Here is a 19,513-nt window from a genome sequence, read left to right as displayed (position 1 = left end):
AGTAATTTTATCATATGTGATATATATGTTACATTTGCTTACATTAAAAAAACTAACATATTTATGAAACTAAAATCAATATTTACAATCTGCCTTATCGCTCTATTTGCTTTGTCTTGTAAAGATGATGCAAAAGAACCTGTAATAGAAGATGTAAAGGAAAAAGCAGAAGCGAAATTTAACTATAATGTTGAGCAATTTGCTGACATTAAAATTCTTCGTTACCAAATTCCTGGATGGGAAAATCTTAGTTTAAAAGAACAAAAACTTGTGTATTATCTAACAGAAGCTGGTCTGGCCGGTCGAGATATTATGTGGGATCAAAACTACAGACACAATCTAAAGATTAGAAAAGCTTTAGAAACTATTTACAAAAATTATAACGGAGACAAAACCACTGATAGCTGGAAAGCTTTTGAAACCTATTTAAAACGTGTTTGGTTTAGTAATGGTATTCATCATCATTATTCAAATGATAAGTTAAAACCAGATTTTAATAAAGATTACCTTAATGAATTGCTATTGGCGAGCAATACAAAATTAGACGGTGAGGCTTTTAATGTTATTTTTAATGATGAAGACTCTAAAAAAGTAAATCAGGCCAAAGGTGTTGATAATGTAGCCTTATCTGCAGTAAATTTTTATGGGCCAAATGTTACTAATGCAGATGTTGAAAAATTCTATGCTGCTAAAAAGTCTCCTGACTCAAAACGTCCACTATCTTATGGTCTAAACTCTCAGTTGGTTAAAGAGAATGGCGTTTTAAAAGAGCGTGTATACAAGTCTGGTGGTTTATATGGATCAGCTATAGACAAAGTGGTAGAATGGTTAGAAAAAGCGCAAGGTGTTGCAGAAAACAAAGCTCAGGGTGATGCTATTAAACTATTAATTCAATATTACAAGACAGGAGATTTACAAACCTGGGACGATTATAATGTCGCTTGGACAGCTGCTACTGCTGGCAATGTAGATTACATTAATAGCTTTATCGAAGTGTATAATGACCCTTTAGGTTATAGAGGTTCTTACGAAACTATTGTACAAATCAATGATTTTGATATGTCTAAAAAGATGAAGGTTTTATCTGATAACGCACAATGGTTTGAAGATAATTCTCCATTGATGGATGAGCATAAAAAGAAAAATGTTGTTGGTGTAACATATAAAGTAGTAAATGTTGCTGGTGAGGCTGGTGATGCATCCCCAAGTACACCAATAGGTGTAAATTTACCCAATGCCAACTGGATTAGAGCAGAAGTGGGAAGTAAATCTGTTTCACTTGGAAATATTATCAACGCCTATAATAACGCAGGTGGAAGTGGACGTTTAAAGGAATTTGTACACGATGAAGAAGAGTTTGAATTAGAAGAAAAATATGGAAAGCTAGCCGATAAATTACATACTGCTTTACATGAAGTAATAGGCCATGCTTCGGGTCAGTTAAACCCTGGAGTAGGTGAGACCAAAGAAACTTTAAAGAACTATGCGTCAACCTTAGAAGAAGGGAGAGCCGATTTAGTAGGACTCTACTATTTATACGATTCTAAATTACAAGAATTAGGTTTGGTAGAGGATTGGAAAAAGGTAGGTATGGCTGCTTACGATGGCTATATAAGAAATGGTTTAATGACACAATTAATTCGCTTAAATCTTGGTGATGATGTTGAAGAAGCTCACATGAGAAACCGACAATGGGTAAGTGCATGGGTATATGAAAAAGGAAAAGCAGATAATGTAATTGAAAAGGTAACTAAAGATGGTAAGACATATTTTAATATTAATGATTATGACAAGTTACACGATTTATTTGGACAGTTATTAAGAGAAACCCAACGTATTAAATCTGAAGGTGATTATACAGCAGTTGAGGCTTTGGTAGAAGGCTATGGTGTAAAAGTAGACCAGGTGATTCACGCTGAGGTTTTAGAACGTAACAAGCAGTTTACATCTGCACCTTATAGTGGATTTGTAAACCCGGTATTAGTACCAGAGATGAATGACGCTGGTGAAATAACTGTGATTAAAGTGACTCAGCCAGTAGGTTTCCCAGAACAAATGTTAGAGTACAGTAAAAAGTATAACTATTTGCCTGAGGTAAATTAAGATAATTCATATTTTAAATTAAAAAGCAGCCTAATTAGGCTGCTTTTTGTTTGCGCTAAATTTTAATAAAAGAAAATTGATAATAAGTAAAATAGTTAGAAGCATCATATATCCATGTTTTTAATTAAGAATTATCATATGTAATAAGATTATGATTTTGTAAGTTGAATAATAGGGCATAAACAAATAAATTATCTGTCCCATTTAGTTTAAGTTTTTTTCTAATATTCTTTCTATGAGTTTCAATTGTCGATTTACTTAGATTTAACTGTTTTGCTATACTACTGTTTTGAAGGCCTTTTCCAATAAGTTCTAATATTTCTTCTTCTCTATTTGTCAGTTTGCCTTTGTGTTTTACCTTGGTTTGATTTAAAACTTTTAATGACTGAATAGCGATTTCTACAAATTGTTTATTGATAACTATAGACTTCATTTCATTTAAAACTGAAATAAATTCATTATGATTTAACGTTTTTTTATTCGCTTTTAGCTGACTTGTTAATTGCAATAACTCTGTTTTAGCACTTTTTTTTAAGTTTTTCATAAAGTGAAGTTAAGACATGGTGTTAGTTGAAAAAATCCCCTTTAAAGGGGATTTTAATGATAGTTGGTATAGGTTGGTTTTAGATTAATAGCAACCCAACTATCGCAATTAACAGCTAATTATTGTTTTATAAATCGTAAGGTTAGTACTTTGTTTTTGTCTTTTACATTTAAAAGGTACATACCCGTTTTTAAGTCTTCTATATTTAGAATGTTTTGCGAACCTATTATGGTTTTTTGTTTTACTACACGACCACTAATATCATATATCATTAGACTTGCTTGATTTAAGTTGTAAGTCTTTATTGTTAACCAATTTTTTACGGGATTTGGGAAAATGGAAATTACGTTTTCGTCGTTATTATTTAAATTTAAACTACTATCGATAGTCAACGTTATTGGAGCTCTATCAATCACTAGTTCTGGTAATATTGTATTAGTAATACGGCAAAAATAAACACCACTATCACTTTCTTGAGCATTTGTTATGGTATAACTAGAATTAACTGCACCAATAATTTCTAAATTATCCTTGAACCACTGATATTGATTATTCATAGCCGAATTTGTATTAGAACTTCTACCAATATCAGTATCATTTACACTAAGCATTATATTACTTCCAACAGCATTTGTTACAGAATCTTCTGTGTCTGTTGTTCGTTGTGGTGAATACAGGAAGTTATTGATATTATTGTTATTGGCTAAAGATTCCAAATCGGAGAAATCATATAGGTTGTTTGAAATATTAAAAGTCACCAAGCTGGTGGTGGTTGAGAATTCATTGGGTATTATTCCGCTAAAATTATTGTTTGGTACAATAACTTGTGCAAAGTTTGCAAACTCAACAGGTATATCTGAACCTAAATTACAATTGTCTAAAGTCAAAATATTTATTGAAGAATTTTTAATTTCATTGTATGCTTGGTTAGGTATATCCATGTCACTTAATTCTAACCAAAATAAATTTGGCATATTTCCGATAGTTAGATTAGTGGTGTTTGTAAATTCTAAACTATGATCTTCAAAGTCTTCACTGTTATCTAAAAAAAGGTTTTGCAAATTTAGACTCCAAAATGTTTCAGGTATTTCACCCGATAGCGAATGATTTTTAATGATAATTTCTTCGAGTTCTGTTAATCCATTGATTTCTGGAGGTATAGTTCCGGAGATATTGTTATTACTTAAATTTAATCGCTCTACTCTATTACCATTGAATTCTAATGAAATACCAAACCATGTATTAATAGGTTTAGTATTGTCTAGCCAATTAGTATTGTTAGTCCAATTGTTGCCGTTGGTACTATTATATAGTGCTACAAGAGCATTATAATCTGGATGATTACTTGGCAAATCTGCAATTGTAAGATTATAGGTTCTTAGATTTAAACCTGGAATTAGAGCCGATGTAGCGATTAAATAATAGCTACCATAATCTAAAGCAGAATTAATAGTGAGATCAAATAATGTATCAGAATCTACTAAAGTAGATGTACCGTCACCATTATCTCTATACCAAGAAAACATGTTTTGACTACCCGAAATATTGGCATTTATGTTTGTGCTTTGTCCTATGCTTACCGCTTGACTTTCTGGTGCAGATACAAAACCTTGAGGTGAAAACAGATAGCTTAAACTGGGATTGTTAACATATGCAGAATGCTGATTTTCGAAATCGCCAAACTGAAAATTATTATCCTGAATCCATAGTAGTACAATACTTGTGGCAGAAAAGTCTGGTACAATCCCAGATAATTTGTTGATGCCTAAATTTAAGGCTTGGAGGTTATGGTTGAGTGCCAGATTTACCAGACTGGAAGGAATACTCCCTGTGATTTGATTAGCATTTAGATACAAATTAAATAAGTTAGTTAAGTTGCCTATTTCATTAGGAATAGTGCCACTTAGTGAATTGTTGTTTAATCCTAAAGTTGTTAAAGCAGATAAATTTCCAATAGAAGATGGTATTTCACCAGACAGATAGTTGGTTTGTAAGTTGATTGAAAGTAGTTCTGTAAAATCGCCTATTTCAATAGGTAAATTACCAACGAGCAAATTATTTTGCAAATTAATACCTATTACGCGATTATTCTCTGCTGTTATACCATACCAAGTGCTTATAGGCTGATTACTTAGCCAATTAGTATTATTGGACCACGAATCTCCATTAGTAGCATTATATAATGCTATTAATGCATTATAATCTGGGCTTGTTTCTGGAGCTTGCGAAAAAGATAGATTGATTGAAGTGCAAATTGCACATAAGAGTAAAAGTTGTTTCATAATAACAAGAATTAATAGTCTTTGTAAACCTACAAAACACAGTAAAGCCAAAAAATCCCCAGTAATGGGGATTTTTGAGGTAACAATTAATTATGTATATCAAAGGCTTGTATTATTAATTATACTTTCTACCTCTTGCTTTTTAGTGTTGCCATGAACACTAAAGCCTATTAAGTAAGGTGTTATTCTCGTTTCGTTGTCATAGATACTAGATTTAATTGTAGCAACCGTTTGTAATGCAGTAGCAATTGAAGCTGGTGATAAATCTGTTGTTGTAGGTATACTTTGATTTACTTTTTGGGAAGAGATACCAATTGATCTTACAGTTAATGAGCCACTAATATTCTCTTTTTCTGCATCTACGCTTAGTTTAAATAAATTAGTTAAATCCAGACCTCTTTTAGAAGTTGTGATTTCAGCAATCATCCTAACGGCAACACCAATGGATTTTTTAATGCTATCACCTTCTATAGTTTGAGTTTGAGAAAAATCATATATTACTTTATAGGTTTCGTCTTTTGCGGATATTGAATTGCCAATCAATGTTAAAGAGCCTTCTCTGTTAGTTTTATAAACGGTTACTGACGATAGAATATCTGATAATGAATGAAGTAAAGTGTTATCGTGTGCCACATCATCTACATCTACCCAGGTTTTCCTTTTATTAGTATCAAGGTATTTTATATTTCCTTCATAAATAGTTGGCACAGCGATAGAGATTAAGTCTGTAGTATGAAAACTTATACGTCTTAGGTCATCATCAGAGCTTCTTAAACTATCAGGTGTTTTGCAGTTATAGAATAAAGTAGCGGTTATAATAAATATAAGAATTTTTTTCATGGGTTACATATTAGTTTAATTATTTGTTTGAGTAATATCGTTTAAAATTTATACTTCTTTTCTAAGGCATAGCGCATCAGTTCTCCTTTACCTTTTAAACCGAGTATACGAGCCATGTTTTTGCGGTGGGTATCCACAGTATGCACACCTATAAACAAGTTATCTGCAATTTCCCTAGAGGTTTTGCCTTGAGCAATTAAGCCTAAAATTTCAACCTGACGTTTGGTTAAAATACCTTTACCTTTTTTGTTGCTATTATTTTCAGCTTCTACTTTAATGTTAGAATCGAAATAAGTATTGCCTTTGTATACTGAGCGTACAGCTTTCAATACTTCTTCTAAAGGAGAGTTTTTTAATAAATAACCCGAAGCACCTGCATCTAACATTTGTTGTATAGCTTCAGTTTGATCAAACATTGTAAAACCTAATACTTTAGTATGTGGTAGTTCTTTTTTAATTTGTCTTGTTGCGGTGATACCATCCATTTTTGGCATTCTAATATCTGTAATAACTACATTAGGTTGCTTTAAACGAACTAAATGCATAAGGGCTTCACCATCATTAGCGGTGCCAATAATTTCTATATCTTCCTCGTATTCTAATAGTAGTTTTATACCATCAATAAGAGATTGATGATCTTCAGCAATGGCTAGTCGTATCATACAGGTATGTCTATTATTACAGTTGTTCCTTGATTCTTTTCTGATTCTATGGTCAGTTTACCATCTAAATGCTCTATACGCTTATCAATACTACTAATGCCCATACCTTTATTGGTTTTTGTGATTTGGCTAGGATTAAACCCTTTGCCATTATCCTCAACCATAATATTAATACTATCGTCATGATTGGTTAAATGTATTGTGACTTCAGAGGCTCTGGCATGTTTTATAACGTTAGTAATTAACTCTTGTATGACTCTAAAAATGGTAAGTTCTAAGCTGTTCTCTAAGCGGTTGTCTAAGCCATGGTCTATAACATCGATTTGTATTTTATTGGAAGCAGATATATTATCGGCCATATTCTGCACAGCTTTAAGTAAACCTTGCTTGGCAATCACACCAGAGTTTTTGGCATGTGCAACGCTGCGTATCTTTTGGTAAGCTTCCTCAATTAGGCTATTGGTTTTATCGAAAAGCTCTGGAGAGTGCTTGTCCTTTAACGCATTGAAATGCAATTTTACGGTAGCCATAAGACCTCCTAGATCATCATGTAAATCATTAGCAATACGCTGCCGCTCTTTTTCCTGACCCTCAATCATAGCATCTATAGCTGTGAGTTCTTGTTCTTTTAGAACGGTTGCTAGTTTTTGAGATTCTATTTCTTTCTCCTGTTCAGCTAGTTTTTGTTTACGTTTGGTATTTTTAAATAATAAGAATGCAATAATGCTTCCTAAAGCCAAACTGCCTCCCAGTCCTATAGCTACATTTTTGTTTTTCGTTTTTTGTTTTTCTAAAATTAGATTTTCCTTTTCTTTTTCAGAAGTTCTATATTTTTTTTCTGCATCTATAATTGCAGTGTTTTGTTCTGAATCGTCAATGCTATCTTTTAAAGTTATAAGCTCATTAGAATGCTGATAGGCTTCTTTATATTTACCCAGACTATCTAATAAGGGGATAATATTTTCATAGAATATTTCTTTGGATTTAAGATTGTTTTTGTCTAATCTGATTGAAAATGCCTTATTGTAATATTCTAAAGCTATTTTATATTCTTTCTTTTTTTTATACACTTCCGCCTGATTATTATAGCTGTAAGCTATGTACGTATAGTCTTTATTTTTTTCGTAAATAGGGACAACTTCCTTGAAAATTTTTAATGCTTTTTCATAATCTTTTAAAACTTCACTGTATACAACACCTTTATTAAAAAGGTAGTCGGTAGCTAGTATAGAGTCTTTTGCTTTAAGTGCTAAATCAATTGCCTTATTAAAATATTTGATAGATTTTTGCCCATCATTGGCCTTAAGATATATTACAGCTAAAGTAGAAGCCGCTTCAGTCTTGTCTTTTATATTATTTGATTTATTAGCATAATTGAGGAATTCGTTAATATAAGGTTGCGATGAGACTTTTATATCATTTTGATGTGCTAAAAGATCAATTATATATAAGTTAATTCTATTAATATTAGATATACTATCAATTGAGGTGTAATTTTCTTTTGAATTTTGTAGCGCTTCAAAAGCTAGATGATGTTTGTCTTTTTGTAGTAAAGAAAGACCATTAATTTCATGGTATTTTCCTTGTTGAAAAATGCTCAGATCTTTCAAATTTATTTTGTTTAAAGTAAATAAAGCTGAGTCTGACTGTTTGTTTTTAATTAACAGTTCTGCTTGTTTTAAGAGGTCATTTTGGCCAAAGCAAAAACCAGTAATAAAGATTATTACTGGTAAAATTTGATATCTTATTTCTGTAAAAGTCAAATTTAAGGTCTTTTTCCAACTAATATAGAGCCATTTTGAGAGTCAGGAGTACCACCGATATCACCTGGATCTTCTGCCATTAAGTCAACAGATTTTTTTTGACTCTTAAGTATATCGTAAACGCTAATAGATTTACCAGTTCCACTACTACACTGATAGATTTCTAAATCCTTTTCATTTCCTTTTGTGTAATTATATACAACAAACCTAATCTGTATTTCTTTACGGTCATTTTTACTATTACCATGGAGAATTAATTCTTTTGACCATCCTTTATCTAAAGAATAATTGTTACTTTTTAGTTGGTCACCTGTGGCTATGTGTACTTCTATTGTTTTTCCATTGTCACAAGAATTAATTTGAAATAGATTAGCTTTTTTAGATTTAGTATTCTGAGGAATTATTAAAACTTTAATGTAATCTAAATAATCAGATCCACTATATTCTTTAATGTGACTTTTAGCGCCAGCATTTTCTCCAAGGATTACAGCTTCTCCCATGAATTCAAGCCCCGAATAATATCCACTAGCACCTGTATATCCATCAAGATTTTCACTGTCTTTATTTCCGTCTTTTTTGCTTACGTCATATTTTCTACTCATTTTTTTGATTTTAGGTTAATATTCTTTTTAGTTTAATTTTATGTTTACATGAGTCTTTGCATTGTTTGTTTTTTTCGTGATTGCAAAATATATCAGTAATATTATTGGCAATGCTTACCTTTTTAGAATCACCAGCATGTAAAAGACCCACTATATAGTTTTCTTCATTAATTAGTACAGAACCTGAATCGCCTTGAATACCAATACTATCAAAAAGTACTTGATTTTTAAATATTAATTTATCGTCTTTTTTATATTGATTTTTAACTTTAACCATTGCATTTACAGATCTAATTTTTGTTTTTCTACTTATCACAGTAGAAGTACCATGAAACCTTATTTTCATTCCTATTTGTGCCTGTTTTATCCCTTTAATGATTGGGTTTCTTGGTCTATGTCTTTCATTGTTAATAAAGCCACTACTATATGTTTTAAGTGTGTAAAGACTTTTACCTTTGGGATTGTAGCTTGATATTTCAGATCCAAATGGATGAGGAACTATTTTTTTTTCAATTGCATCAATATTAAGTCTAACAATAGCATAATCCAATGTGTTTATCTGTTTATCATTATCATTGTGATATTGACCTTTAAAATAATTTCCAATGATGTTTTTAAAATCATATGAAGCATTATTAGGTTGGAAAACGAATCCTTCTTTATCCCAGTCTTTTATCATGTCGTTTCCATGTTTAATTACAGTTGAACTAAATAAATTGTGATAATTAGTGATAAAAAAGATATCATCTTTATGATTCCTTTCTCTTAAACTCAGAAATGCTCCAAGTGTTCCAATCTTATCGTTTGAATTTATACTATTAATTGAACTACCCGCAATTAGAGGTCTTATTTTTAACTCTTTTAGGCCAAGAGGCTCAATATCACCTACATCATTTAGATATTTAACGGGAATTTTTGCCTCAGGCTTTATATTATTTATAAAGTCAACTGATACAACATTATAATTGGGATTTTTGTTACCTACTAAGCAGTGTACTGGGATTTCGTAAAGAGATTGTATAGGTTTTTGTTCTAGTGTAAAATCATCATCACTTATTTTTCTTAACCCTTTTTCGATAAGGAAATTATCTTTTTTATCACAATCTTCATCTCGTACAACTGCTAAATATTGTAATTCTTTACAATTGCTTAACCAACAATATCCGAAATTATCAACAATAGCATTAGCTAATTCTTCACTAAGATGTAGATGATTGTCATCATGTTTGCCAACTCGCTCCTTAGCCATCTTACTACCAATTTGGATTAAACAAATAAACCAAAACAAATACAGCCATAGCACCTGTAGCAGTTAGCTTTGGTGATTCTTGGGCTAAACTCTTAAAATTATTTGCTCCAACGTTTAAACTACCTGGTATAACAACACTTAATCCACTTGCTGCGAAAGCACCAAGAATTCTGTATAGCCAAGGGTTAAATTCGTTGTCGCTACTTGACAGCCATAATATAATTACAAATGATACAATGAATAATAAGATAGGAGGGATAATATCTTTTCTCATAAGGGTCGGTTTAATTAGTTAATATTACAAAAGTGCGTTATAAAAATGTTTCAAAACATACCCACTAACAGGTATATTTGAGTTATTAATTTATAAAATAAAAATGAATTAACAGGAAAATTAGGACAAATAGTAGAAAAAGCAGATTGGGGTTAATCTATCTAAGATTTTTATTCTTGAAAATCATCAGACTTATTTGAACTTATTATAAGAAGAAGACCATTAATTATAACCAAGCCCAAAACAACATAAAGTAGAGTCATAGTATTTTTTATAATATAACAACCTACAATCTCTATCTCCTAAAAATAATATGTTAAAATATGTTGAGCAGAATCAACTACATAAAAATAAACTTCACAGCAGCAATCATACCTATAAAACCAATAAAGGCTATGAGTATCCATATGGCACCTTTATAGTGGGTTTTGCGAATCTTAATATCTTTTCGGTATTGTAAGGTAATCGCTATAATAAAAGCAATGAAGAATAAAATTCCGAAAATCAATTGACCAGTTGTGAACATTAGCTTATTTTTATGCAAATTTAATTATAAATACTAAGATTCCCGTTTTCACGGAAATGAAAATTTCACTTTCAATGCAAGATAAAATTAATGCTGTAAAGGCATTTCATACCGCTTTTAAAATAGGGCACAGAGAAACACCAAAAGCAGATTTGGGTATAGATAAAAATATGCTACGCTACAAACTTATGCGTGAGGAAAATGAAGAATATCTTGAAGCTGCAAACCATAATGACTTGGTTGAAGTAGCTGATGCACTTGGTGATATGCTCTATATCCTATGTGGAACTATTATAGAACATGGGATGCAGCACAAAATTGAAGAAGTTTTCGAAGAAATTCAGCGAAGTAATATGAGTAAACTTGGTGAAAATGGTGAGCCTATTTATAGAGAGGATGGTAAGGTGCTTAAAGGCCCGAACTATTTTAAGCCTAATATTAAGGAGATTTTAGAATCTTAAAATCCTCAAATATATATTTTATGTGTTAAGTTGTATTTTAACTAATTAACTTCGTGTCTCCAGTTATGCTTATCTTCAGATAGATTGTGCTGTATATTAAGTAAGGTCTTCTTAAAAAGTGAAGCATAAGAATTCTCGATCTGGTCAATTTCAAAAACATCATCAGCATGTTCAAAAGCAGAAACAGGACTTATAACTGCAGCCGTACCAGCTCCAAAAATTTCCTTTAGACTACCATCTTTAGCAGCGGCTTTAATTTCTTTTACACTAACACGTCTCACTTCACATTCAATTCCTAAATCTTCAGCTAATTGAATTACACTCTTTCGTGTTACACCATCTAAGATTCTGTCATTATTAGGAGCAGTAATTAATTTATTATGTATTCTAAAGAAAATATTCATTGTGCCAGCCTCTTCCAGGTATTCGTGAGAAGAAGCATCAGTCCATATGATTTGGTCAAACCCTTTCTTTTGAGCTAAACTCGTAGGATAAAATTGAGCGGCGTAGTTACCAGCTGCTTTTGCAAAACCTACACCACCATCAGCAGAACGGCTATATTTTTCTGCAAATAAGACACGAACGGGCTCATTATAATAAGCTTTAGCTGGTGAACAAATAATGATAAAACGATATGTAGCTGCAGGTGAAGCAGAGATTGCAGGCTCAGTAGCAATCACAAACGGACGTATATAAAGCGAGTTTCCAACACCTGGTTTAATCCATTCGCTATCTAATTTTAAAAGTGTTTCTAAACCTTTAAAAAAATAATCTTCAGGAAATTCTGGCATTGCCAAACGCGCAGCTGACTTGTTAATTCTGGCGCAATTCTCATTAGGTCTAAACAAAAATATTTTACCATCATCATCTTTGTAGGCTTTCATGCCTTCAAAAACAGCTTGCCCATAATGAAACACTCTTGCAGAAGGTTCAATCGTCATTGCTTGATAAGGCATAATTTGTGGAGTTTGCCATTTACCATCTTTAAAATCGCAAACAAACATGTGATCTGTAAAAACACGACCAAATATTAAATTACTAAAATCAACAGTATTAATTTTTGAGTTTTCTGATTTTACGATAACGATTTCGTTAGGGTTTGTTTCTATCATTAAAAGGCTGGTTTAATTTTCTGCAAAACTACGAAATCATTAGCGTTAAAAAAAGGTAATATTATCTTAAAATGCGTAAATTTGAGGCTCAAAATAAATCGTTAGAAAATATTAGATATGAAAAAAATAGTTTTTTTATTAGCATTTGGAGTGGTACTGTTTTCATGCAAAAATGAGACAAAAACTACTGAAGAGAATGTGGAAGACGTAAAAAAGGAACTTGCCTATGCATCTTTTGGAATGGAAATCAACGATACAGATGCTTTATCATCAGAGCGTATGATGGAACATTACAAAGGACTTAAAGCTGGTGATACTGTACCTGCAAAAATGAAAGCTAAAATTGTTGAGGTTTGCTCCAAGAAAGGTTGTTGGATGAAATTAGACATGGATGGAGAAAATCAAGTGATGGTAAAATTTAAAGATTATGGCTTTTTTATGCCACTTAATGCCGAAGGTAATGTTGTAGTTAATGGTAAAGCCTTTGTTACAGAAACTTCTGTTGAAGAATTAAGACATTATGCTGAAGACGCAGGTAAATCTAAAGAAGAAATTGCAGCTATCACTGAATCAAAATTTGAATATCGTTTTGAAGCCGATGGTGTATTATTGGAGCAATAGAGAACATTTATTTAGTGTAATCTTAGTCTTACTACTTGGCTTTAGTTGTAATGATAAGACTGAAACTACAGAGAAAACAGACAAAGAAAAGCCAGAACTCATAATGCATGAGCCCTCTGAAATGGCGGCATTAATGAATGCACTATATGCGTTTAACCTGCAGGCTAAAAATCAGATTATTGCTGGTGAAACTCCGGTTCAGATTCCTTTAGATTTATTGCGACTACATTCGGCGGAAATGACAAAGGGAAAGGAACGAACTGCAGTTTGGAATAGTTTTGTCAATGTTTTTATTGAATCGCAACAAGCTGTGGCAGACACGCTATCTAATACTGATTTAAAAGTACGTCATAATAGTGCAATAAATAATTGTTTGGCCTGTCATAAAACCGAATGTGTCGGACCAATACCAAAGATTAAAAAATTACTGATTCAATAGTTGAAACATCCTATGCTCATGAGTCATAAGTCTTTTGGTATATTAAGGATATGACATGAATCGAAAAATTATCACCACAGCAGATGGTTCTAAAACCATCCAGATAGAAGATTGGAATGAACAATACCATTCCATTCATGGTGCTCTGCAAGAAGCAAACCATGTATTTTTAAAGCATGGTTTGCTTTTTTATTGTGCTGAGTTTGATTCAGAATATCAAAACGAATACCATTCAAAGTACCATACTAAGCCAAATCAAAGTACAAGCGATGAATCTCATAAAAGTGAAAGTCACACTGAGTACATTAGAAGTACTAATGAGAATGAAAGCATCTATATTCTCGAAATAGGTTTTGGCACAGGACTCAATGCATTTTTAACCTTGATAGAAGCAGAAAAACTAAAACTGCATATCAACTATGTAGGAGTAGAAGCTTATCCTGTAGCATCCACTGATATTAATCAGTTAAATTATGTTGAATTGATTTCTAAAGCGCATAAAACCGAGTTTGAAAACATGCACCAAGTCTCGTGGGAAGTATCACATCAAATCACACCAAACTTCCAATTAGAAAAACAAGAAAAATTCTTCAAAGCTATTGAAGCAGAAGATGCATTTCATATTATTTATTTTGATGCTTTTGGAGCACGTGTACAACCTGAACTTTGGACCGAGGACATTTTCACTATTATGTTTAAAGCACTTAAGTCCAACGGTATTTTAGTAACATATTCTGCTAAAGGTAGTGTAAGACGCGCTATGCAAGCAGTGGGTTTTACAGTAGAGCGCCTTACTGGACCACCTGGAAAACGTGAAATGCTAAGAGCTCGGAAAAAGAACTCTTAGCATTTAGTGAACGCAGTGAGTTAAATGCTTTATTTTTCAAAACGTTAAATCCAAACTAAAGTTCGTAGCAACACTTTACACCTTTCGTATCTTTACATAAAGAAGAGGGAATGACCGTTTTAATAACTGGAGCGACAGGATTAATAGGGCAAGAGATTGTAAAACAATGTCATGCTCAAGGGATTAATGTACATTATTTAACGACATCCAAAAGCAAATTAAGCACAACAGACCACTACAAAGGTTTTTACTGGAATCCCAATACCAGCGAGATAGATCACACCTGTTTTGAAGGTGTCTCTGCAATTATAAACTTGGTTGGTGCTTCTATTTCTAAACGCTGGACAGATAACTACAAAAAAGAAATCCTCGAAAGCCGAACCCAAACCGCACAGTTATTACAAGACACTATAAAAACTCATGATTATAAAATTGATTATGTAGTCTCAGCGAGCGCTATTGGAATTTACCCAACAAGTCTAACCAACTATTACGAAGAAAACCATACTGAGATTTCAAGCTCTTTTTTAGGTGAGGTGGTTGAGCAGTGGGAAGCTGTTGTAGAGAATTTTAAAGCCTTAGGTTGTAAAGTTGCAAAGATTAGAATTGGATTGGTTTTAGCCAAAGATGGTGGTGCCTTACCAGAAATCGTAAAACCCATTAAGTTTGGTGCAGGAGCTGCTTTTGGTTCTGGTAAGCAATGGCAAAGCTGGATCCATATTACCGATTTAGCGAGCTTGTTTATGTATGCCTTGCAATACCAATTAGAAGGCATTTACAACGGTGTAGCACCAAATGCGGTATCTAATCAAGAACTCACCAAACTGGCGGCAAGCATTTTGAAACGGCCTCTGATCTTGCCCAACATTCCAAAGTTGGCGATGAAATTAGTATTGGGCAAAATGCATATCCTCTTATTTGAAAGCCAGCGTGTCAGCTCACAAAAAATTGAAAACAAAGGCTTTAATTTTAAATATGCCAATTTAAGACCTGCTTTGGAGGATTTGCTGGGGTAATTTTTTAATTTAGAGAGAAAAAATTATTATTTACAACTATAGCTGAAAACCGTATTTCTTTATGCGCTTATCTTCTTTTTTATAGCCTTTTATCAAACTAAAATATTGAAATTTAGCAAAAAATTCATTTGCAAGTGTTCTTTCATTTGGTCTAAAAAGTGTTGGTTTTAAATCAGTTTGCCAAAGCTCTTGCACAAGCCTATTCCCAATACCATATCTTTTAAACCTTTTATAAAAACCAATAATTCCGTCCGAAAAATCGTGGATTGCAATGCTCTCAAACGCATAAGATAAGTTTCCGATTTCTGAGAGCCGTAATCCCAAATCGACATCTTCACCGCCTGCAATAGTAATTTTTTCATTAAATCCACCAATGTCTTGGAAAGCTTGTTTCCATATTAATGCATTAGCAGTAATTAAATATTGTGGAACAAAATCTCCATTTGCATTGTAGGTTTTTAAAGGAATTAATATTTCTTGACTCTCATAATATTTTGAAAGGCTATTATTTTTTAAAGGTTTTATATTACCTGCATAAGCGACCGATTTATTATCTGATTTTAAGTAGCCTTTTAAGAGTGATTGGGTTGGTATGCAATCACTATCATTAAATAGAATCCATTTGCCTTTGGCAATTTTTACTCCTTTGTTTCTTGCAGAAGCTGGGCCTATTTTTTTGCACTTAATTACGTTTATTGGTAAACTAAATTTTAAAAACTTAGAGTTAACCAATATTTCTGGACTTGAGTTATTATCTACAATTATTATTTCTCTCGGATAGTCTTGTTCAGTATGAGTTTTAAAGAAATTTTTTAGGTAATTATTAATTCCGATTTGGTTATTTTTTACAGGAATTACTATCGATATATCGTTAGTTTTAATTCGTTCTGGCGATTTCTTTTCCGTCTTCTCTTTTGTGGAGAAGACAAATCGACTTATTAATGTCATGAGCGTTTTTTATAGGATTATGCAAAAGCGTTTGTTCGTTATTATTTTTGTAAGTGAAAGTATCATTAATTCCATTTTAAGGAAAAGAAAATGTAATAAGTGGCTGTTTTCTGTAATAACTGGACTATAATTAATTTATAGATACTGTTTTATAACATTTCAATTATAAAATCTTTTTCTATCAAATCTATATTTCCAAATACGGTATTTTGCTTAATAGTTTGTTCCATTGATAACGAATACCTACTTATTTTTCAAGCTAATTAAGATACACATTAGTAACTAATTTCTCAACAGTTGGATGATCATTACCACCTGCAGGTTCTATGGTAATATTAAGGGATTCGGCATGGTCTATATAAGCCATGGTCATTAAAGTTTTATCTTTAGCAATGACTCCCATATTTATCATTTCGCCCTCAACGTCTGCCCACATTTGGTAGTCGTGGTTGTCGTCTAATTTAGGTAGGCGTTCTGTATTAATTACCACAGATTTGGTCTTATGGTTCACATAACTAACCACTTTAGCTTCAGGTAGTAGGTCATTGCCTTTTAAAATGTATTGTTCAGTGTCTGGATTTACAATGGCGGTGTAAAAGGTATTGGTGTCTCGTAATTCTTTATTAAGGACTTCAATGGTCGTATTTAATTCGGTGTTATTGGTTTCAACGGTTTGTAGTTGCTGTTTTACCTGATTAAGTTGGTTGTACATCCAAAAGCTACCAATCATTAACAACCCAGCAATACTTGCAGCTATGCCTAAATACCATTTAGAGTTGTTGTTAGATTTTAAATCTACCACTTTAGTGGCATTAGAAGATGATTTTATGCCTTCTAAAAGTTGAGTTTTTACTTTAACAGGTGGAGTTACGGTATTCTCTAAACCAAGGGTTTCAAAATTCTGTTCCAGCTGGTCAAAATGGGTTTTAAGCTCAGCATCAGACGCTAAGAGTTGCTCAATCTGTTCGCGCTCTTTGGCGTTGAGTTCTCCGAGCAGGTATTGCTCTAATAGTCCGTTTTCTAATAGCGTTTTCTTATCCATCATCACAGCGCATTTAGTATTAGTAGAATAAAACTTAGCGTTTTGGCATAAGTTTCTTTGAGTTGTTTTAGAGCCTGTCGTACATAAGATTTAAAGGTTCCCAGAGGAACATCCATTTCCTTATGTGCCTCTCTATGGGTTAAGCCTTTAAAGTAAACCAATTCAATAGCTTCCTTATGATGTGTCTCTAATGTTGTTATGGCTCCCTTAAGCTCTAAGTACTCAGTGTCTATAGGAATAGCATCTTCTTTATTAGTATGTACACTAAAATCATCGGTTTGGATGAGCGGATCTGTCTTTCTGAGCACATTTAACGTTTTATTCTTGGCTATACGATACAACCAGGTGTAAAAACGACCTTTATCGGCATCGTAGTTTTCAGCTTTATCCCAAACCGTCATAAAAGTGTCTTGCAATATGTTTTGAGCTTTGCCTTCGTCGCGTATCATTTTTAAAATAACACTGTAGATGGCACCAGAATATTTATCGTAGAGTAATGATAACGCACGCTCATCCTTGTTTTTTAGGTGTTGAATAAGTGTGGTATCGTTTTGCATTAATGTTAAAGATTTCCCAAAAGTAAGTGCATACTCATCCAGCACATACAAGCTTGTGTAAATATAAACGAAAGCACTTCAAAAACGAAATAAGTGCACCATTTAGTTTAACCAAAAATTTAAAACAATTATGAAAAAGTTAGTATTTGTATTAACAACTTTAGTAGCCTTAGCATTCTCACAAATGGCTACCGCTCAAAAAACCATTGTAGATGTAGCCGTTAGTAATGAGAACTTCTCAACTTTGGTAACAGCATTAAAAGCAGCAGATTTAGTTAGTGCTTTACAAGGGGATGGGCCATTTACAGTATTTGCGCCTACAAACGATGCCTTTGCAAAAATCGACAAAGCAACTTTAGGGAACTTATTAAATCCAGAAAATAAAGCGACTTTGGCTAAAGTTTTAACCTATCATGTTGTGCCAGGAAAATTAATGGCTAGTGATGTGGTTGCTGCTTTAAAGAAAGGTAAAGGTATGGTTGAAGTGAAAACTCTAGCTGGCGAAACCCTTACTGTAAAGCAAAAAGATGGAAAAATCTGGTTGAAAGACCAAGCTGGTAATTACAGCGAAATCACTGCTACTGATGTAGAAGGTAGTAATGGTGTGATTCATGTTATTGATACTGTAGTAATGCCTAAGTAAAGTTTAGTGTTAATAGTGTATTAGGCATTATTACAAAAGCTATACATCAATATTTGGTTGATGGTGATTGGTGGATAGCAAGGCAATTTTAGAGATAGAATTGCTGTGGAGAAGAAAAGCACTTACAGTACGTAAGTGCTTTTTGATTTATAATAAATGTCACTTCGAGTGATTTTCAACTTATTGAAATTGTATTGAGAAGTAATTGGAGTCGATAAGGTTCTCGATACAAATTTTATCCTTTGTCAAGTCTAAAATTAACTCGAACTGGCAAAGCTCTTAAGCCTTCTCAGCCACTAAAGTGATTTTTAATTCAATATTGTCATTGATAAATTTATCACCTAAATTATCAAAGAAAGACTTGGAACCATACTCTACATTCCATTTAGAACGATCTATAGTAAAGGTTTCACTAGTTAAAGTCATGGTGTCACCATCCATAGAAGTTGTTACCGTAATACTAATGTTGTTGGTTTTGTCTTTCATCGTCAAGTTACCAGATAGCATAGTTTTTCCTTCTACAGTTTCTATACCAGTAACTTCAAATTTAGCATTCGGATATTTTTCTACATCAAAAAAGTCAGCACTTGTTAAATGTCCTTTTAATTTGGCATTACCTTCTTCTTCTAATGGAATATCTGTTACAACAATACTGCTCATATCTATAGTGAAATTTCCACTTTCAATCATACCATTGTTTACACTTACAACGCCATCGGTCAGAGCTATTGTTCCTGTATGAGAGCCTGTAGGTTTAAATCCTTTCCATTCAATCATGGATTTATCTACATTAGCTTTATAGGTTACAGCCGTTTCTTTTGCCACTGCAGTTTCTTCAGCTTTGGTGGTTTCTGCTTCATTAGCCTTGTCTTTACAGCTAGAAAAAGCCACTAAAGCTACTACAGTAAAAATTTTTAAAAATGATGTTTTCATGTCAGTGTTTTTATTTTTTGTTTAAAGTGCAAAGTTATGAATTAGAAAT

General features: G+C 32.6%; 21 protein-coding genes. 7 read left to right on the top strand and 14 right to left on the bottom strand.

The window, feature by feature from the left end; all coding sequences use genetic code 11:
• Positions 1-63: 63 nt before the first annotated feature.
• A complete protein-coding gene (locus Q0912_RS06080; protein ID WP_299113048.1) occupies positions 64-2,103 on the top strand; it encodes a dihydrofolate reductase in 2,040 nt (679 codons plus the stop codon).
• Positions 2,104-2,227: 124 nt separating this feature from the next.
• Here the strand turns inward: Q0912_RS06080 and Q0912_RS06075 are convergent, their stop codons facing one another.
• The 9 genes from Q0912_RS06075 to Q0912_RS06035 all read right to left on the bottom strand — a co-directional run bounded on the left by Q0912_RS06075 (position 2,228) and on the right by Q0912_RS06035 (position 10,845).
• A complete protein-coding gene (locus Q0912_RS06075) occupies positions 2,228-2,647 on the bottom strand; it encodes a LuxR C-terminal-related transcriptional regulator (RefSeq protein ID WP_299113047.1) in 420 nt (139 codons plus the stop codon).
• A gap of 119 nt (positions 2,648-2,766) precedes the next feature.
• On the bottom strand, positions 2,767-4,929 hold the full coding sequence (locus tag Q0912_RS06070) for a T9SS type A sorting domain-containing protein (protein WP_299113045.1): 2,163 nt from the start codon (positions 4,927-4,929) through the stop codon (positions 2,767-2,769).
• Between the two features lie 99 nt (positions 4,930-5,028).
• Positions 5,029-5,769, bottom strand: coding sequence for a hypothetical protein (locus Q0912_RS06065; RefSeq protein WP_299113043.1), 741 nt, complete (start codon positions 5,767-5,769; stop codon positions 5,029-5,031).
• Positions 5,770-5,810: 41 nt separating this feature from the next.
• Positions 5,811-6,431 carry a response regulator transcription factor gene (locus tag Q0912_RS06060; RefSeq protein ID WP_299113041.1) on the bottom strand — a complete coding sequence of 207 codons (621 nt, stop codon included), beginning with the start codon at positions 6,429-6,431 and terminating at the stop codon, positions 5,811-5,813.
• Complete coding sequence (locus tag Q0912_RS06055) at positions 6,428-8,041, bottom strand: sensor histidine kinase (protein ID WP_299113040.1); 1,614 nt, start codon at positions 8,039-8,041, stop codon at positions 6,428-6,430. Before Q0912_RS06055 ends, Q0912_RS06060 begins: the two co-directional genes overlap by 4 nt.
• Before the next feature lie 155 nt (positions 8,042-8,196).
• Complete coding sequence (locus tag Q0912_RS06050) at positions 8,197-8,796, bottom strand: hypothetical protein (protein ID WP_299113039.1); 600 nt, start codon at positions 8,794-8,796, stop codon at positions 8,197-8,199.
• A gap of 10 nt (positions 8,797-8,806) precedes the next feature.
• Positions 8,807-10,045 carry a hypothetical protein gene (locus tag Q0912_RS06045; RefSeq protein WP_299113037.1) on the bottom strand — a complete coding sequence of 413 codons (1,239 nt, stop codon included), beginning with the start codon at positions 10,043-10,045 and terminating at the stop codon, positions 8,807-8,809.
• Positions 10,046-10,049: 4 nt separating this feature from the next.
• Positions 10,050-10,319 (bottom strand): hypothetical protein, encoded by a 270-nt coding sequence (locus tag Q0912_RS06040; RefSeq protein ID WP_299113035.1) that lies wholly within the window; start codon positions 10,317-10,319, stop codon positions 10,050-10,052.
• A gap of 340 nt (positions 10,320-10,659) precedes the next feature.
• Entirely contained in the window at positions 10,660-10,845 is a 186-nt protein-coding gene (locus tag Q0912_RS06035; protein WP_299113033.1) for a hypothetical protein, read from the bottom strand.
• Between the two features lie 74 nt (positions 10,846-10,919).
• Between Q0912_RS06035 and Q0912_RS06030 the strand changes: the two genes are divergently transcribed.
• Complete coding sequence (locus Q0912_RS06030; RefSeq protein ID WP_299113031.1) at positions 10,920-11,306, top strand: nucleoside triphosphate pyrophosphohydrolase family protein; 387 nt, start codon at positions 10,920-10,922, stop codon at positions 11,304-11,306.
• 41 nt (positions 11,307-11,347) lie between these two features.
• Here Q0912_RS06030 and Q0912_RS06025 read toward each other — a convergent pair whose 3' ends face one another.
• A complete protein-coding gene (locus tag Q0912_RS06025; RefSeq protein WP_299113029.1) occupies positions 11,348-12,418 on the bottom strand; it encodes a branched-chain amino acid aminotransferase in 1,071 nt (356 codons plus the stop codon).
• A 117-nt stretch (positions 12,419-12,535) separates the two neighbouring features.
• Here Q0912_RS06025 and Q0912_RS06020 point away from each other — a divergent pair, with 117 nt between their 5' ends.
• The 4 genes from Q0912_RS06020 (at position 12,536) to Q0912_RS06005 (ending at position 15,341) form a co-directional block, all read left to right on the top strand.
• Positions 12,536-13,039 carry a DUF4920 domain-containing protein gene (locus Q0912_RS06020; protein WP_299113027.1) on the top strand — a complete coding sequence of 168 codons (504 nt, stop codon included), beginning with the start codon at positions 12,536-12,538 and terminating at the stop codon, positions 13,037-13,039.
• Positions 13,017-13,478, top strand: a complete 462-nt coding sequence (locus Q0912_RS06015) for a hypothetical protein (RefSeq protein ID WP_299113025.1) — start codon at positions 13,017-13,019, stop codon at positions 13,476-13,478. The genes Q0912_RS06020 and Q0912_RS06015 overlap by 23 nt, the downstream gene beginning before the upstream one ends.
• Positions 13,479-13,533: 55 nt before the next feature.
• A complete protein-coding gene (gene mnmD, locus Q0912_RS06010; RefSeq protein WP_299113023.1) occupies positions 13,534-14,325 on the top strand; it encodes a tRNA (5-methylaminomethyl-2-thiouridine)(34)-methyltransferase MnmD in 792 nt (263 codons plus the stop codon).
• A 110-nt stretch (positions 14,326-14,435) separates the two neighbouring features.
• A complete protein-coding gene (locus tag Q0912_RS06005; RefSeq protein ID WP_299113021.1) occupies positions 14,436-15,341 on the top strand; it encodes a TIGR01777 family oxidoreductase in 906 nt (301 codons plus the stop codon).
• A 36-nt stretch (positions 15,342-15,377) separates the two neighbouring features.
• Here Q0912_RS06005 and Q0912_RS06000 read toward each other — a convergent pair whose 3' ends face one another.
• From Q0912_RS06000 to Q0912_RS05990, 3 genes are all read right to left on the bottom strand, one after another.
• Positions 15,378-16,289 (bottom strand): glycosyltransferase, encoded by a 912-nt coding sequence (locus Q0912_RS06000; RefSeq protein WP_299113019.1) that lies wholly within the window; start codon positions 16,287-16,289, stop codon positions 15,378-15,380.
• A gap of 259 nt (positions 16,290-16,548) precedes the next feature.
• The gene (locus Q0912_RS05995; protein WP_299113016.1) at positions 16,549-17,334 is read right to left on the bottom strand and encodes an anti-sigma factor; all 786 of its coding nucleotides are present in this window, start codon (positions 17,332-17,334) and stop codon (positions 16,549-16,551) included.
• Positions 17,334-17,888, bottom strand: a complete 555-nt coding sequence (locus Q0912_RS05990) for a sigma-70 family RNA polymerase sigma factor (protein WP_299113014.1) — start codon at positions 17,886-17,888, stop codon at positions 17,334-17,336. The genes Q0912_RS05995 and Q0912_RS05990 overlap by 1 nt, the downstream gene beginning before the upstream one ends.
• 130 nt (positions 17,889-18,018) lie before the next feature.
• Between Q0912_RS05990 and Q0912_RS05985 the strand changes: the two genes are divergently transcribed.
• Positions 18,019-18,531, top strand: a complete 513-nt coding sequence (locus Q0912_RS05985; RefSeq protein ID WP_299113012.1) for a fasciclin domain-containing protein — start codon at positions 18,019-18,021, stop codon at positions 18,529-18,531.
• A gap of 279 nt (positions 18,532-18,810) precedes the next feature.
• Here Q0912_RS05985 and Q0912_RS05980 read toward each other — a convergent pair whose 3' ends face one another.
• Positions 18,811-19,464, bottom strand: a complete 654-nt coding sequence (locus Q0912_RS05980; RefSeq protein WP_299113010.1) for a YceI family protein — start codon at positions 19,462-19,464, stop codon at positions 18,811-18,813.
• Positions 19,465-19,513: the final 49 nt, after the last annotated feature.

It is taken from the genome of uncultured Winogradskyella sp. (assembly GCF_947498345.1).
Lineage (GTDB): Bacteria > Bacteroidota > Bacteroidia > Flavobacteriales > Flavobacteriaceae > Winogradskyella.
The sequence above is the reverse complement of the archived record's forward strand: the minus strand, read 5'-3'. Positions and strand labels throughout refer to the sequence as shown.

Bases quoted from the DNA above. Each gene is read 5' to 3' on its own strand.
- Q0912_RS06005 (WP_299113021.1), top strand. From the start codon at position 14,436: ATGACCGTTTTAATAACTGGAGCGACAGGATTAATAGGGCAAGAGATT.
- Q0912_RS06030 (WP_299113031.1), top strand. From the start codon at position 10,920: ATGCAAGATAAAATTAATGCTGTAAAGGCATTTCATACCGCTTTTAAA.
- Q0912_RS06080 (WP_299113048.1), top strand. From the start codon at position 64: ATGAAACTAAAATCAATATTTACAATCTGCCTTATCGCTCTATTTGCT.
- Q0912_RS06045 (WP_299113037.1), bottom strand. From the start codon at position 10,045: ATGGCTAAGGAGCGAGTTGGCAAACATGATGACAATCATCTACATCTT.
- Q0912_RS05985 (WP_299113012.1), top strand. From the start codon at position 18,019: ATGAAAAAGTTAGTATTTGTATTAACAACTTTAGTAGCCTTAGCATTC.
- mnmD (WP_299113023.1), top strand. From the start codon at position 13,534: ATGAATCGAAAAATTATCACCACAGCAGATGGTTCTAAAACCATCCAG.
- Q0912_RS06050 (WP_299113039.1), bottom strand. From the start codon at position 8,796: ATGAGTAGAAAATATGACGTAAGCAAAAAAGACGGAAATAAAGACAGT.
- Q0912_RS06025 (WP_299113029.1), bottom strand. From the start codon at position 12,418: ATGATAGAAACAAACCCTAACGAAATCGTTATCGTAAAATCAGAAAAC.
- Q0912_RS06060 (WP_299113041.1), bottom strand. From the start codon at position 6,431: ATGATACGACTAGCCATTGCTGAAGATCATCAATCTCTTATTGATGGT.
- Q0912_RS06065 (WP_299113043.1), bottom strand. From the start codon at position 5,769: ATGAAAAAAATTCTTATATTTATTATAACCGCTACTTTATTCTATAAC.
- Q0912_RS06020 (WP_299113027.1), top strand. From the start codon at position 12,536: ATGAAAAAAATAGTTTTTTTATTAGCATTTGGAGTGGTACTGTTTTCA.
- Q0912_RS06000 (WP_299113019.1), bottom strand. From the start codon at position 16,289: ATGACATTAATAAGTCGATTTGTCTTCTCCACAAAAGAGAAGACGGAA.
- Q0912_RS05995 (WP_299113016.1), bottom strand. From the start codon at position 17,334: ATGATGGATAAGAAAACGCTATTAGAAAACGGACTATTAGAGCAATAC.
- Q0912_RS06015 (WP_299113025.1), top strand. From the start codon at position 13,017: ATGGTGTATTATTGGAGCAATAGAGAACATTTATTTAGTGTAATCTTA.
- Q0912_RS05990 (WP_299113014.1), bottom strand. From the start codon at position 17,888: ATGCAAAACGATACCACACTTATTCAACACCTAAAAAACAAGGATGAG.
- Q0912_RS06040 (WP_299113035.1), bottom strand. From the start codon at position 10,319: ATGAGAAAAGATATTATCCCTCCTATCTTATTATTCATTGTATCATTT.
- Q0912_RS06070 (WP_299113045.1), bottom strand. From the start codon at position 4,929: ATGAAACAACTTTTACTCTTATGTGCAATTTGCACTTCAATCAATCTA.
- Q0912_RS05980 (WP_299113010.1), bottom strand. From the start codon at position 19,464: ATGAAAACATCATTTTTAAAAATTTTTACTGTAGTAGCTTTAGTGGCT.
- Q0912_RS06075 (WP_299113047.1), bottom strand. From the start codon at position 2,647: ATGAAAAACTTAAAAAAAAGTGCTAAAACAGAGTTATTGCAATTAACA.
- Q0912_RS06035 (WP_299113033.1), bottom strand. From the start codon at position 10,845: ATGTTCACAACTGGTCAATTGATTTTCGGAATTTTATTCTTCATTGCT.